The organism is Amycolatopsis minnesotensis, from assembly GCF_039529815.1.
Classification (GTDB): Bacteria; Actinomycetota; Actinomycetes; order Mycobacteriales; family Pseudonocardiaceae; genus Amycolatopsis; species Amycolatopsis minnesotensis.
In genome coordinates this window covers 65,475-79,861 of record NZ_BAAANN010000006.1, presented here as the reverse complement: position 1 = coordinate 79,861, position 14,387 = coordinate 65,475, and the positions used below count along the sequence as shown (strand labels likewise).

At 71.6% G+C, this 14,387-nt stretch carries 14 protein-coding genes; 6 read left to right on the top strand and 8 right to left on the bottom strand.

The window, feature by feature from the left end:
- Positions 1-92: 92 nt before the first annotated feature.
- Entirely contained in the window at positions 93-677 is a 585-nt protein-coding gene (locus tag ABD256_RS09310; RefSeq protein ID WP_344415695.1) for a TetR/AcrR family transcriptional regulator, read from the bottom strand.
- A gap of 142 nt (positions 678-819) precedes the next feature.
- Between ABD256_RS09310 and ABD256_RS09305 the strand changes: the two genes are divergently transcribed.
- On the top strand, positions 820-1,851 hold the full coding sequence (locus ABD256_RS09305; RefSeq protein ID WP_344415693.1) for an aldo/keto reductase: 1,032 nt from the start codon (positions 820-822) through the stop codon (positions 1,849-1,851).
- A gap of 82 nt (positions 1,852-1,933) precedes the next feature.
- The gene (locus ABD256_RS09300; protein WP_344415691.1) at positions 1,934-2,776 is read left to right on the top strand and encodes an LLM class flavin-dependent oxidoreductase; all 843 of its coding nucleotides are present in this window, start codon (positions 1,934-1,936) and stop codon (positions 2,774-2,776) included.
- 21 nt (positions 2,777-2,797) lie between these two features.
- Here ABD256_RS09300 and ABD256_RS09295 read toward each other — a convergent pair whose 3' ends face one another.
- The 7 genes from ABD256_RS09295 to nadD all read right to left on the bottom strand — a co-directional run bounded on the left by ABD256_RS09295 (position 2,798) and on the right by nadD (position 9,408).
- Positions 2,798-5,194 carry a ComEC/Rec2 family competence protein gene (locus tag ABD256_RS09295; protein WP_344415689.1) on the bottom strand — a complete coding sequence of 799 codons (2,397 nt, stop codon included), beginning with the start codon at positions 5,192-5,194 and terminating at the stop codon, positions 2,798-2,800.
- Positions 5,191-5,949 carry a ComEA family DNA-binding protein gene (locus ABD256_RS09290; protein WP_344415687.1) on the bottom strand — a complete coding sequence of 253 codons (759 nt, stop codon included), beginning with the start codon at positions 5,947-5,949 and terminating at the stop codon, positions 5,191-5,193. The genes ABD256_RS09295 and ABD256_RS09290 overlap by 4 nt, the downstream gene beginning before the upstream one ends.
- A gap of 147 nt (positions 5,950-6,096) precedes the next feature.
- Positions 6,097-6,954, bottom strand: coding sequence for a DegV family protein (locus tag ABD256_RS09285; RefSeq protein ID WP_344415685.1), 858 nt, complete (start codon positions 6,952-6,954; stop codon positions 6,097-6,099).
- Between the two features lie 10 nt (positions 6,955-6,964).
- Positions 6,965-7,693 (bottom strand): diglucosylglycerate octanoyltransferase, encoded by a 729-nt coding sequence (gene octT, locus ABD256_RS09280; RefSeq protein WP_344415683.1) that lies wholly within the window; start codon positions 7,691-7,693, stop codon positions 6,965-6,967.
- A 2-nt stretch (positions 7,694-7,695) separates the two neighbouring features.
- Positions 7,696-8,310, bottom strand: a complete 615-nt coding sequence (locus ABD256_RS09275; protein WP_344415681.1) for a histidine phosphatase family protein — start codon at positions 8,308-8,310, stop codon at positions 7,696-7,698.
- Positions 8,307-8,744, bottom strand: a complete 438-nt coding sequence (gene rsfS, locus ABD256_RS09270) for a ribosome silencing factor (protein WP_344415679.1) — start codon at positions 8,742-8,744, stop codon at positions 8,307-8,309. Before rsfS ends, ABD256_RS09275 begins: the two co-directional genes overlap by 4 nt.
- Positions 8,745-8,793: 49 nt before the next feature.
- Complete coding sequence (gene nadD, locus ABD256_RS09265) at positions 8,794-9,408, bottom strand: nicotinate-nucleotide adenylyltransferase (RefSeq protein WP_344415677.1); 615 nt, start codon at positions 9,406-9,408, stop codon at positions 8,794-8,796.
- Between the two features lie 304 nt (positions 9,409-9,712).
- On the opposite strand from nadD, the gene ABD256_RS09260 reads away from it, so the two are divergent.
- The 4 genes from ABD256_RS09260 to ABD256_RS09245 all read left to right on the top strand — a co-directional run bounded on the left by ABD256_RS09260 (position 9,713) and on the right by ABD256_RS09245 (position 14,368).
- Positions 9,713-11,818: a RecQ family ATP-dependent DNA helicase gene (locus ABD256_RS09260; RefSeq protein WP_344415675.1), complete on the top strand. Its 2,106-nt coding sequence runs from the start codon at positions 9,713-9,715 to the stop codon at positions 11,816-11,818.
- Between the two features lie 80 nt (positions 11,819-11,898).
- Positions 11,899-12,288, top strand: a complete 390-nt coding sequence (locus ABD256_RS09255; protein WP_344415673.1) for a hypothetical protein — start codon at positions 11,899-11,901, stop codon at positions 12,286-12,288.
- A 103-nt stretch (positions 12,289-12,391) separates the two neighbouring features.
- Entirely contained in the window at positions 12,392-13,681 is a 1,290-nt protein-coding gene (locus ABD256_RS09250; RefSeq protein WP_344415671.1) for an MFS transporter, read from the top strand.
- A gap of 81 nt (positions 13,682-13,762) precedes the next feature.
- The gene (locus tag ABD256_RS09245; RefSeq protein ID WP_344415669.1) at positions 13,763-14,368 is read left to right on the top strand and encodes a TetR family transcriptional regulator; all 606 of its coding nucleotides are present in this window, start codon (positions 13,763-13,765) and stop codon (positions 14,366-14,368) included.
- Positions 14,369-14,387: the final 19 nt, after the last annotated feature.

Below are 14,387 nucleotides of genomic sequence, written 5' to 3'. Positions count from 1 at the left end.
CCCACGTCAGGCTCGCACCCGTGAACCGTTCCGTCGTGGTGCCGCCGCTGACACCTTTCTACTGAAATCGCAGCACTTTCACCGCTTCCCGGTCACCGGCGCAGCCCGGCGATGAGGAGTCCGACCAGCCGCCGTGCGTCGTAGCGGGAATCGCCCTCGGCGCCGATGCACAGGTTTCCCACGCCGCGCATGACCTCGTAGGCCGCGAAACCGGATCGGATCTCACCCGAAGCGACCGCGGCGTCCAGCAGGTGGGTGCACACGGGCACGAGGCGGTCGAGGAAGTAGGCGTGCAACGTGTCGAAACCGGCGTTGTCGGTCTGCAGCACGGCGGCGAGCCCGTGTTTGGTGACCAGGAAGCCGACGAAGAGGTCGACCCACTTCCCGAGTGCGGCGTACGGGGTTTCGCTGGTGTCCAGCAGGGTTGGGCCTGCCTCGGCCAGTGCCTCCACCTGGTGCCGGTAGACCGCGATGATGAGATCCGCCCGCGTCGGGAAGTGGCGGTAGATCGTGCCCATGCCGACGCCCGCCTCGGCCGCGATGTCGCGTACCGGCGCTTCCACCCCGGACGCGACGAAGACGGCGGCGGCCGCGTCGAGCAGCGTCTTCTCGTTGCGCCGGGCGTCCGCTCGCTTCGACCTGGCCGCGGGCCCCGCGCCCTCGTCGCTGTCGTTCACCACGCCGTTCCTCCCACCGTCGAGCTTGCCAACCGGAACAGTGCTCCGTATCGTTAGCGGAGCACTGTTCCGGTTGTTCATGATGCCAGAGCCGGACCAGGCGACCAAGCCGTGCCCCACCCCATACTGGAGGAACACCGCCATGCACTACCGCACCTTGGGCCGCACCGGCGTGCAGGTCAGCTCCCTCGCGCTCGGCGCGATGAACTTCGGCAAGATCGGGCGCACCACCCAGGACGAGGCGATCACCGTCGTCGATGCCGCGCTCGAGGGCGGGATCAACGTCATCGACACCGCGGACATGTACGGCGGCGGCGAATCGGAGGAAATGGTCGGCAAAGCCATCGCCGGACGCCGCGACGACATCGTGCTGGCCACGAAGGCGGGCATGCCGATGGGCGACGAACGGAACCGCCGGGGCAGTTCGCGGCGCTGGCTGGTGACCGAGCTGGACAACAGCCTGCGCCGCCTCGGGGTCGATCACGTCGACCTCTACCAGATCCATCGGTGGGATCCGGAAACCAGCGACGAGGAGACGCTGTCGGCGTTGACCGACCTGCGGCGCGCCGGGAAGGTCCGGTACTTCGGCTCCTCGACCTTCCCCGCGTACCGCCTCGTGCAGGCGCAGTGGGCCGCCCGCGAGCACCACCTCGGCCGGTACGTCACCGAACAGCCCAGCTATTCGATCCTGCAGCGCGGGGTCGAGGCCCACGTGCTGCCCGTGACCGAGCAGTACGGGCTCGGTGTCCTGGTGTGGAGCCCGCTGGCTTCGGGCTGGCTTTCCGGCGCGATCCGCGAGGGCAAGGAGATCACCACCAGCCGTTCGGCGTTCCTGCCGCACCGCTTCGACACCGCCATCCCCGCCAACCGGGCCAGGCTCGAAGCCGTCGAACAGCTGGCGAAGATCGCCGACGAAGCGGGCCTGTCCCTGATCCAGCTCGCACTGGGGTTCGTGACCGCGCATCCCGCCGTGACCAGCGCGCTCATCGGCCCCCGGACGCTCGCCCACCTGGAGTCGCACCTCGCCGCCGCCGACACGGTGCTCTCCGCGGACGTGCTCGACGCGATCGACACCGTCGTCGCTCCCGGCGTCGATCTGGCCGCGGACGAAAAGAACGACACCCCGCCCGCACTGCTCGACTCGGCGCCGCGCCGCCGCCGAGCGTCCGCGTGACGACCACCGATCCCCCGGAAAGCCCTGCCGGCGCAACGAAAGGACCACCATCCCCATGCGCGACACCCCTCGTTTCGGGATCATGACCGCCCCCATGCAGGTCGGTTACGACGACATCGCGCGCGTCTGGCGCGAGGCGGACGCGATTCCGGAGATCGGGCACGCCTGGCTGTTCGATCACCTCATGCCGATCGGCGGCGACCCCGGCGGACCGATCTTCGAAGGCTGGACACTGCTTTCGGCCCTCGCCGCGCAAACCCGGCGGCTGCGCCTCGGCCTGCTCGTGACCAGCAACCGCTTCCGGCCACCCGCGATGCTGGCGAAGATCGCCACGACCGTGGACATCGTCTCCGGCGGACGGCTCGACTTCGGGATCGGCGCGGGCTCGCGCCCCAGCCACCCGCTGGCCAAGCGCGAGTACGACGCGCACGGCCTCCCCTTCCACGATGCCGCCCAAGCCGTGGAAAGCCTCGCCGAGGCGTGCACGATCATCCGTCGCTTGTGGACAGAGTTCGAACCGTTCGACGTCGACGACACCCACGTCCAGCTCACCGGCGCGTTCGGCAACCCGAAACCCGTCCAGCTTCCCCACCCGCCGATCCTCATCGGCGGGCGTTCGTCCGCGGTGCTTCGGGTGGCCGCCGAACACGCCGGCCTGTGGAACATCCCCGGTGGCGACATCGACGACGCCATCCGCCGCAGCACGCTGCTCGACCGCTATTGCGGCGAAATCGGCCGAGATCCCGCCTCGATCGTCCGATCGATCCACCTCCCCGTCTCCTACGACCAGCCCGACGCCACCCGGGTAGCGATCGCTGAAGCGATCGACGCCGGGTTCAGCCACATCGTCCTCGGGCTGCCTTCGCCGTACCCGGCCGATGTCGCACGCTGGGTCGCCGACGAACTCATCCGTACTTCGGCCTAGCGCCTGCGAAAGCAGACCGGGTCAGCGACGGCGGCCACTGGTTTCCTGCCCGCGGCGGACCAACGCCGGGCCCGCCCTGTCAGCGACCACGGCCAGGTCACCATCGGTGTCGGTGCGGCCGACCAGCGCGCCCATCGCGGTCAGCTCGTCCACAGTGGACTTGTTCGGATGGCCGTAGGTGTTGCCCGCACCGACACTGACCATCGCCACCCTCGCCCCGGTCTCCGCCAGGAACCGCGGGATCGAGTAGCGCGAACCGTGGTGCGGCACCTTCAGGACGTCGGCGTGCAGGTCGGCGCCGCCTGCGAGCAGGTCGCCCTGTGCCGCCACTTCGACATCCCCGGTCAGCAGCACCGTGCCCGCCGCGGTCGCCGCGCGCACTACCAGCGAGGTGTTGTTGATCCCGGTTCCGTCGGGCTCGGCGCGGGGGCGCGCCGGGACGAAACGCGGCCCGATCACATCGAGGGTGAGGCCCGGCCAGTCGAGGCGCTGTCCCGTCGCGAGGTCGAGCAGCGGAACGCCGTGCTTCGCCGCCGTCTCCGCCACCTGGCGCCACGCCCACGGCGGCGACCGCCCGGGCCCGATCGCGACGGCGCCGACCGAACGGCCCTCGAACACCGAGGCCAACCCGCCGATGTGATCGGCGTGCAGATGGCTGAGCACCACCAACGGCACCCTGTCGACGCCGAGCGCGTCGAGGCAGCGGTCGACCGGGCCCGGTTCCGGCCCGGTGTCCACCACCACGGCCCTGCCGGGTTCGGCGGTGCCGAGCACCACCGCGTCGCCCTGGCCGACGTCGCACGCCGCCATCGCCCAGCCCGTCGGCGGCCAGGCGGGCGCGACCACCCTCGGCGTGACCACCACCAGCAGCACGCAGGCCAATGCGACCGCGAGGAGGAGCCGCAACCCTCTCCGCCGGAACGCCAGCACGATCGTGACCAGCACGACGACCGCGAGCAGGCCGCCCCACCAGCCAGACGGCCACGGCACCATGGCGTCGGGCACCGCGGCACCGTGCCTGGCGACGGTGATGAGCCAGTCCGCCTCCGGGCCGGCAAGGCGCACGAGCGCTTCGCCGCCCCACGGCCACACCGCGGCCACCAGCGTGGCGAGCACCCCGAACACCGTGGCCGGTGCGACCACCGGCGCGGCCAGGACGTTCGCCAGTACCGACACGGCACTGACGGTGCCGACCATCCCGGCCAGTACCGGCGCGGTCACGACGAACGCGGCGAGCGGAACCGCGATGCCGTCGGCGAACCCCGGCGGCACGCCACGCCGGACCAGCGCCGCCGACCAGCGCGGTGCCAGCAGGACCAGCCCGGCGGTGGCGGCGACCGACAGCGCGAAGCCGAGGTCGACCGCCATCGCCGGATCCGCCGTGATCAGCACGCACACGGTCGTCGCGAGCGCGGGCAACGCCGAGCGCTTCCTGCCCAGTGCCAGCGCGAGGAGGCCGACCGCGCCCATCGCACCGGCCCGCAGGACGCTGGGCTCCGGCCCGGCCAGCAGCACGAACCCCGCGAGCGCGAACCCCGCCGCGATGGCGCTGAACCGCGGCCCGAGCCGGCACATCCGGAGCAGGATCAGCACCGCACCGCACGCGATGGCGAGATTGCTGCCGCTCACCGCGGTGAGATGCGACATCCCGGCGTCGGTGAACTCGGTCCGCACCCGTTCCGGGAGACCGGCCGTGTCCCCGGTGACCAGGCCGGGCACCAACCCCGCCGGTTCCTCGTCGAGCACCGCGCAGGCCTTCCGCAACCCGGCCCGAAGCGTCTCGGCACCTCGTTGCCACCACGGCGCCTGCCCGGCCTCGGCCGGAGGTCCGCGAACGAGCACCGCGGCGACGGTCAGATCGTGACCGCGTGGCGGGGCGAGCGATCCGGTGAGGGTCACCTCCTGTCCTGGCAGCAACGCCGCCCACGAATCGAACGAGCCGATCACCACGACGCGGCCACCTGAACCGCTGTCTCGACCGTCCACAATGGCCTGATCCACGTCGGCCGCGAATACGACGGACCGCGCGCCGGCGCGCTGCCCCGCGTAGCCCGCGCTGCGCACCGGCCGCGGTCGCTCGGCGATCGTCACCCGCAGCGCCACACCGGCCGAGCGCGCCGCCGCGTCCCGCATCGGGTGGTGTTCCGCGTCGCCGAACCGCAGCGCCATCGGGCAGGCCACGACGAACGCGGCCACCAGCAGCGCCACCGCCCCCGCCTTCCACCTGGCGCTGAGCGCCCGCCTGCCGCATACCAGGACCGCCGCCGCGACGACGGCCGCGACCCCACCGCAGACGATCGCCGTCCACCAGCCGCACAGCAGGCCGAGCAGGGCGCCGAGCCACAGCACGACCGCGGACGGCACCAGCCGTGCGTCCTGTTCGGACGGAGGGACGACGGCGTCTTCGCTTCGGCTCATGACACGGCCACCTGGTCGCGCAACCGGGAGAACTTGGTCTCGCCGATGCCGTCGACCTCGCGGAGCTGCTCGACCGCGGTGAACCCGCCGTGCTGGGTTCGCCAGTCGATGATCCGTTTCGCGGTGACGGCACCGACCCCGGACAGCCCGTCCAGCTCTTCCGCGGTCGCCGTGTTCAGGTTGACCTTGCCGCCGGGAGCACCCGCCGAAGGACCCGCGGCAGGCGGCGCGGGTGGGCCGCCGACGACGATCTGCTCACCGTCGGCCAGGCGCCGCGCCAGGTTGACCCCGGTCAGGTCCGTCCCTGGCAGCGCACCACCCGCGGCTCGGACCGCGTCGGCGACCCTCGCCCCCGCCTGGAGCGTGACCAGTCCCGGAGCACCCACCTTGCCCACGACGCTGACCACGAGCGGGCCGCCGGGCCGGTCGCCTGCCTTGTCCGTGCCGGGCGACCGCGCCGCTTCCTTCGCCGCCGGGAGGGCCGGCGCGTGCTCCGGCCCCGGTGCTCCGCTCGTGACCAGCACGATCACGACTACGACCACCACAAGACACGCGACGGCGCCCGCCACCGCGAGACCGCGCCTCCGGCCCGTCCAGCACCCGTTCGTCAACGATTCCGGGACCCATCGCTCCACCAACCTCCCTCTCGCGTGCCCGCCGTCCGCGGTCACCTCGAGCCCGGCCGCCTGCCTGGCCAGCTGGGCGAGCCGGGTGCTGGGTGCGGCGCCTTGGCCGCCGGACGGTCGCTCGAACACGCATTCGACACTAGGGCGCACCGAGGCGGCGGGACAGAGCGGAATCGTCCCGTTGTGGACAACCGGGGTCGTGTGGACAACTCGACGGGAGCACGCCGCCGACCGCCCTGTTCCGTCGTGGGTGTGTGGGACGCTGCGGGGTTCGGGCTACCGCGCCGAGAACGCGCCTCGCTGGACGACCACGCCGAGCACTCCGGGACCGGTGTGCGCCCCGATCACCGCGCCGACCTCGGAAACGAGGCAGCCTTCCCGGCAGCGGATGCGGGATTCGAGATCGTTCGCCAGCGCGACCGCCCGTTCCGGGGAGGCCAGGTGGTGCACGGCGAGCTCGACTTCCTCCCCCGCCGCGGCGACCACCGCGAGCTCGACGAGCCTGCCCATCGCCCGGTTCATCGTGCGCACCTTTTCCAGCGGCAGGATGCGGCCTTCAGCCATGTGCAGCAAGGGTTTCACGGCCAGTGCGGTGCCGAGCAGCGCGGCGGCGGGGCCGATCCTCCCGCCGCGGCGGAGGTGTTCGAGGGTCTCCACCACGAACAGGGTCTCCGACTGGCGCGCGGCGGCCGTCGCCGCGGCTTCCACCTCGATCGCCGAGGCACCACGGGCCGCCGCGGACGCCGCGTGCAGCGCGGCGAACCCGAGTCCCATCGCGGTGCTCCTGGAGTCGACGACCCGGACCCGGTCGGGGCCGACCTCCTGCGCGGCGAGGACCGCCGACTCCCAGGTGCCCGAGATCTCCTTCGACAGGTGGATCGACACCACCTCGTCCGCGCCGTCGTGCAGCGCTTCCCGGAACGCCTTCGCGAACTCCGCGGGGGTCGGGCGCGAGGTGGTCACGATGCGGCGCTGCCCGAGCGCCTCGGCGAGGGCGGACGGCCCGACGTCGATCCCGTCGAGCGCGGCTTCGCCGTCGATCAGCACGTGCAGCGGAACCACGCGGATCCCGTGCCGGTCGGCAAAGCCCTCCGGCAGGTGGGAGGTGGAATCCGTGATGACGGCGACCGGCACGCGGGTCAGCCTACGTGCCGACCGCACCGAGGCGGGGGACCAGCAGCTCGGCCATCGCGGTGCCCACGGCGCGGTGTCCCGCCCAGCCCCAGTGCATCCCATCCGGGTTCCCGTGCCCGCCAAGGACATGCGGCCCGACGACCTCGCCGAGGTCGAGCAACGGCACCCCGACACGCGCGGCCCACGCCGTCATCGCGTCGACGGCGCCCGCGCGCGCGGTGTGCACGTACCCGTACGACGCCGCGCGGTGCACGCTCGGCAGCATGCCCACGATCGGCAGCTCCGGGCGCACCGCGCGCAGTGCCGTCACGGCGCGGTCGAGGTAGTGCACCGTGAGGTGCGCGGGCAGCACCGCGGGACGGCCCCTGGTCGCTACGGCGAGGCGCGGCTGCGCGATCCGGTAGGCGCTCCGGACGGCGCTGCGCAGCCGGTCGGGCCGCAGGTACCGCAACCCGATCCGGAGGTAGGTGGGCAGCGGCGACGGCAGGGTGTCCATGCTCCCCACCGCGAACAGCACCGCGTCCACCCGGTGCAGATCGGCCCACACCCGGGGGTCCCCGGTCAGCGACCACCACGCGTCGCGCGCGTTCCAGCCGATACCGGCCACGAGATCCGCCGCACCGCCGAGCCCGGCCGCCGCGACGTTCGGCCACAGCCGCTCGTCGTCGGCCGGGTGCGCGCCGTCGGGCCCGTGGAAGCTCAACGAATCCCCGAACACGAGCAACCGCGGCCCCGTCATGCTCAGCCGGTCATTCCCGCGTTGTAGACGTGCAGGCGCCAGTCGTCGTCGCGCAGCGCGAGTTCCACCCAGTGGCAGTTGCCGACCCCGCCGAGCGACGGCCACACCTCGACCGGAAGCCCCATCAGCCGCGCGGTGAGCGCGATGATCAGCCCGCCGTGGGTGGCCAGCAGCACCGTCTCGCCGCAGTCCTCGCCCGCCTGGCGGAGGTCCTCGACGACGGCGCAGGCGCGTTCGGCGACCTCGACCCTGGCTTCTCCCCCTGGCGGGGCCCACGTCTCGTCGCGGCGCCAGCGCGCGCGGTCGCCCGGCCAGCCCTCGTCGACCTCGGCTCCGGTGAGCCCCTGCCATTCACCGAGATGGGTTTCCCGCAGGCGCTTGTCGATCCGCAGCGGGACACCGGCGGACTCGGCGAAGACGGTCGCGGTGTCGGTCGCGCGCTTGAGATCCGACGCGATGACCAGTGCGGGGTCGAACCTGGCCAGCGCGGGCACCGCGAACCTGGCCTGGTTCCAGCCGACCGGGGTGAGCGACGAGTCGATGTGCCCCTGCATGCGCTTGGTCGCGTTGTAGTCGGTCTCCCCGTGCCGCCAGAGCACCAGCCGCCGCAAGGTCACCGGGTGCCCCGTGCCTCGTCCTGCGCCTCGTCCGCCTGCTCGTCCGCCAGCTCGTCGTCGGCTTCGCCGTTCTCGTCGAGGCCGTCGACCTCGATCCGGGGGCAGTCCTTCCAGAGCCGTTCCAGCCCGTAGAAGGAGCGTTCCTCGGTGTGCTGGACGTGCACCACGACGTCGACGTAGTCGAGCAGCACCCAGCGGCCTTCGCGCGCGCCTTCGCGGCGGACCGGCTTGTGGCCCGCGATCCGCAGCTGCTCCTCGACGTTGTCGACGATGGCGCCGACCATCCGCTCGTTGGCGGCGGAGGCGATGACGAACGCGTCGGTGATGACCAGCTGGTCGGACACGTCCAGCACGATCACGTCGCTGGCCTTCTTGTCCGCCGCCGCGTGTGCGGCCGCGGTCGCCAGGTCTCGTGCTTCGGACGTCGCTGCCACAGTGCTCCCTCGGGGTCGATATACGCCTGACGAGGGTACCCGGCGCGTCCTACCTGCCGTCCGAGGCGTCCGGGTCGTCGTCGGAGTAGAGCCGCCGCTTGTCGATGTACCGCACGACGCCGTCCGGGACGAGGTACCAGACCGGCTCCCCGTTACGGGCGCGTTCGCGGCACGCCGTCGAGGAAATCGCCATCGCGGTGACCTCGACCAGGCTCACCTTGCCGCTCGGCAGGTGGCCGTCGTTGAGCCGGTACCCGGGCCGGGTGACCCCGATGAAATGGGCGTAGGTGAACAGGTCCTCGGCGTTGCGCCAGGTCAGGATCTGCTCGAGCGCGTCGGCCCCGGTGATGAAGAACAGTTCGTCGTCCGGGTACTCGGCGTGCAGGTCGCGCAGGGTGTCGACGGTGTAGGTCTGGCCCTTGCGGTCGATGTCGACCCTGCTGACCGAGAAGACCGGGTTGGACGCGGTCGCGATCACGGTCATCAGGTACCGGTCCTCGGCGCGCGTGACCTCGCGCGCCGCCTTCTGCCACGGCTGACCGGTCGGTACGAAGATCACTTCGTCGAGACCGAAGCGCGCCTGTACCTCGCTGGCCGCGACCAGGTGTCCGTGATGCACGGGGTCGAAGGTGCCGCCCATGACCCCGATGCGGCGTGGTGACATGGCTCAGGAGCCTAATACGCGCCGTGCCCCCGCGGCCGGGGAGAGACGCGGTGCGCGGATCGTCCTCCCGCTCCCCGGCAAGGGATCCGCGCACCGCGTCCGCCCGGGCGGACGAGGGGTACCGCCGGGCGCCGGTCACTCCCCCGCGAGTGCCGGCTCACCGGTGTTGACCACCCTGCCGAGCGACCATGACGCCACCTTCGAATGTGACTTGAGTCACTTTTGACCGCACGAAGGGACCGTTCGTACGACTTCGGGCCCCGCGCCCGCCGCGTTGTCGGCGCGATGCGGTAGAGCTGTCGACGTGGGAAACGAAGCACTCCGCGAACGGGCAGAAGTCCTCCTGCGCGCTCTGGCAGGTGATTCCGCGACGCTGCGCGAGGACCAGTGGACGGCCATCGAGGCACTCGTGGCCGAGCATCGGCGCGCGCTCGTGGTCCAGCGCACGGGATGGGGGAAGTCCGCGGTCTACTTCCTCGCGACGGCGTTGCTGCGGGAGCGGGGCGCCGGCCCGACGGTGATCGTGTCCCCGCTGCTCGCGCTCATGCGCAACCAGATCGCGGCGGCCGGGCGGGCGGGCATCCACGCGGCCACGATCAACTCGGCGAACCCGCAGGAGTGGGACACCGTGCAGGCCACGGTGGCGGCCGGGGAGATCGACGTGCTGCTGGTGAGCCCCGAACGGCTCAACAACCCCGACTTCCGGGACACCGTGCTGCCCAGGCTGACCGCGTCGGCGGGCCTGCTCGTGGTGGACGAGGCGCACTGCATCTCGGACTGGGGGCACGACTTCCGGCCCGACTACCGGCGGCTGCGCACGCTGCTCGCGGAACTGCCCTCCGGCGTGCCGGTGCTGGCCACCACCGCGACCGCGAACGACAGGGTGGCCACCGACGTGGCCGAGCAGCTAGGAATCGGCGACCGCGCGGAGACGCTCGTGCTGCGCGGCCCGCTCGACAGGGAAAGCCTGCGGCTGTCCGTGGTCGAGGTGCCCACCGCCGAGGCCAGGCTCGCCTGGCTGGCCGAGCACCTCGCCGAACTGCCCGGTTCGGGCATCATCTACACGCTCACCGTCGCGGCGGCGCACGACATCGCCGCGCTACTCACCGAGCGCGGCTATCCGGTCACCGCCTACACCGGGAAGACCGAGCCCGCCGAGCGGGAGGCCGCCGAGGACGATCTGCTGGCGAACCGCGTCAAGGCGCTCATCGCGACCTCGGCGCTGGGCATGGGCTTCGACAAACCCGATCTCGGGTTCGTGGTGCACGTCGGCGCGCCGTCCTCCCCGATCGCCTACTACCAGCAGGTCGGCCGCGCCGGCCGCGGGGTGGAGCGCGCGGAGGTGGTGCTGCTGCCCGGCAAGGAGGACGCCGAGATCTGGCGCTACTTCAACTCGCTCGCCTTCCCCGACGAGCACCGCGTCACCCAGGTGCTCGACGCGCTGGGCCACGCCGACCGGCCGCGGTCGACCGTCGCGCTGGAGCCCGTGGTCGAGCTGTCCCGGTCCCGGCTCGAAATGGTGCTCAAGGTGCTCGACGTGGACGGCGCGGTCCGCCGGGTGAAGGGTGGCTGGGAGTCCACGGGCGCGCCGTGGGAGTACGACCGCGAACGGTACGAACGGGTCAACCGCGCCCGCGACGTCGAACAGCGCGCGATGCTGACGTACCAGTCCACATCGGACTGCCGGATGGAGTTCCTGTTGCGGCAGCTCGACGATCCGCACGCCGCGCCGTGCGGACGCTGCGACAACTGCACCGGCGAGCGCCGGTCGTCGGCGGTGTCGGAATCGGCGATCGCCGAAACCGGCGAACGGCTGCAGCGGCCCGGTGTCGTGGTCGCGCCCCGGCGCCAGTGGCCGAGCGGCCTGTCCACCCTGGACGTGCCGTTGTCGGGCCGGATCGCGAAGGAGGAGCAGACCGAGCCAGGCCGCGTGCTCGGGCGGCTGACCGATGTCGGCTGGGGCGGGCGCCTGCGCGAGCTCGTCGGCACCGCGGCGGGCGACGGCGCGGTACCCGACTCGGTGTTCCAGGCCTGCGTGACGGTGCTGGCTTCGTGGGACTGGGCGAAGCGCCCGGTCGCCGTCGTCGCGATGCCGTCGCGGACGAGGCCACAGCTCACCGGCGAGCTGGCGCACCGGCTCGCGCAGATCGGCCGCCTCGAGTTCCTCGGCACGCTGCAGAGCGGCGACGGCCCGCCGCGGCGGGCGAACAGCGCGCAGCGGGTGGCAGACCTGTGGACCACCTTGGCACTGCCACCGGAGGTGGCGTCCGCACTGTCCACAGTGGATGGCCCGGTGCTGCTGGTCGACGACGTGGTGGACACCGGCTGGACGATGGCCATGGGTGCGCGGCTCCTGCGGCGCGCGGGCGCGGAGGGGGTGCTGCCGTTCGCACTGGCCGGAACGTCCTGAGTGGAGCGTCCTCGAGGGCAAGTCCCTACCGGCAAGGTCCTTGGTGGAACGCGGGTGCGCGGCGGCGCGTCCCTACCGGCGTGAAGACATCACGGAGCCTCAAGGTCCCGGTCGGCCTCGTGGCCGTGGCCGGACTCGTCGTGGCGGGTTCGTTCGTGTTCGCGGGCCATACCGTGGTGAGCGAGACATCGGCACCCGGTGCCGCGGACGACCGCGTGGAGAACGTGCTGGACGTGGCCGTCGTCCGGAACGACCGCCTGTTCGGCCTCGCCCCGTCCTACGACCTCCGCGTCGGCACCGGTGTGATCATGAGCCGGTCCCCGCTGGCCTTGTGCGGCGAGCCGGTCGCGGTGGACGAACCGTCGGTCGCGAGTTCGGCGCGGACACCGGGCGGTGGCGTTGTGGTCACGCTTCGTTCCGGGGCCACGCGGACGTTTCCCGCGGCGACCGTGCGACTTTCCTGCGGCTGAAGGCTCGCCGCGGAGCCCCGGATCGTTCACATCGCGAACGATCTTCCGGTTCGCTGTGCGGTGTGGCAAGGTTCGAGGCCGTCGCGCGAACGCGGAGGTGGCCATGCCCGACTCACCCGTCAAGAACGAGGCACGGCACCGGCTGCCGGTCCGCAAGCTGGTCGCGGCCAGTGCGGGCAACGCGCTGGAGTGGTTCGACTGGACGATCTACGCGACGTTCAGCATCTACTTCGCCACCGCGTTCTTCCCCTCCGGCAACGACACGCTCGCCCAGCTGAACACCTTCGCCACCTACGCGCTCGCGTTCTTCTTCCGGCCGCTAGGCGGGGTGCTGCTCGGCCGGTTCGCGGATCTCAAGGGCCGCAAGCCGGCCATGCTGCTCACCATCACGCTGATGGCGGGCGGTTCGGTGGTGATCGGGGTGCTCCCGACCTTCGAGCAGGTCGGCTGGCTCGCGCCGATCCTGCTGCTGCTCGCGAGGACCGCGCAAGGACTTTCGCTCGGCGGTGAGGTTTCCAACGCCTCCGCCTACCTCGGCGAGGTGGCGCCGGCGGAACGACGCGGGCGGTACTCGTCCTTCTTCTACATCTCCACCGGCACCGCGGTGCTGATCGCCTCGGTGCTCGGGTTCGTGCTCGCCAGGACGATGGACAAGGCCGATCTCGCCTCGTTCGGCTGGCGGATCCCGTTCCTGCTCGGCGGCGTGCTCGGCCTCGCCGGTTTCTGGCTCCGCCGCAGCCTCGCCGAAACCGAGCAGTTCGAGCAGAACAAAACCCGCGCGCGACGCGTGCGCCGGCCCCTGCTGACCACGCTGCGGGACCACCCGAAGGCGGTGGGCCAGCTCGTCGGGTTCAGCATGCTGTCGACGCTGTGCTATTACACGTTCTTCAGCGCGCTCACCCCGTTCGCGGTCAAGACCCGCAAGGCCGACGCGGTCGACGTGTTCCTCGCGCTTTCCATCGCCACGGCGCTGTTCATCGCCCTGCAGTACCCGATGGGCGCGCTCGCCGACCGGTTCGGCCGCAAGCCGCAACTGCTGGTGTGGGCGGCGGCGACGGCGATCCTGATCGTGCCGCTGTCCTCGCTCGTCGCTCCGGGCCTCGGCGGCCTGCTGGTGGTCTTCTGCGTCGGGCTCGCGCTCTACACCGCCATGACCTCGATCGCGCCCGCCATCATGAGCGAGCTGTTCCCCACCGAACTCCGCGGCCTCGGCATCGGGGCCTGGTACAACCTCACGGTCGCCGTCTTCGGCGGCACGGCACCCCTGGTGATCAGCGCGCTGGCCGACGCCGGCGCTTCGACGGTGTTCTTCTGGTACGTCGCCGCGAGCGCCGCGATCGCGTTCTTCGTCATCCTGTCGCTGCCCGAAACGAAGGCCAGCGAGCTGCGCTGAGCACCGCGCATCCCCAGGTAGGGGGCCGGTTCAGGGTTCTCCCCGATATCGCTGACGGCCCCGGTACGCTACATTTTGCTCATGCAGGCAAAATCTAGCTCAAGCGAGCAATCAGCGCGTTCGTTCATCGAGAGCGCGCGACGGGCGCAGATCGTGCGGGCCGCGCTCGACACGATCGCCGAGCTCGGGTTCGCCAATGCCTCGTTCGCCAAGATCGCGAAGCGGGCGGGACTGAGCAGTACCGGCATGATCTCGTACCACTTCGACGGCAAGGACGACCTCGTCACCGAGGCGATGCGGGACGTGCTCACCGCGGCGGCCGTGGAAATGGGCCCCAGGATCCACGCCGAGACCAGCGGCCCGGCCAGGCTGCGGGCCTACCTCGAAGCGAACATCGCCTTCATCGCCGAGCACCCGACGGACATGAAGGCGCTGCTGGAGATCCTGCGGAACAGCACGGGCGAACCGGCGTGGTTCCTCCAGTCGATATCGCTGCTGGAAGAAGCCTTCCGCGAGGGCCAGCGCGCGGGCGAATTCGGGGAGTTCGACCCTCGTGTCATGGCGATCACCGTGCGGCAGGCGATCGACGGGCTCCACGCGCTCCTCGCGGCCGAACCGCAGACCGACACCGCCGCCTACGCCCAGCAACTCGTCCGCATCTTCGCGCTCGCCACCGCCTGCTCCTGACTCACCGAGAACCGGAGGA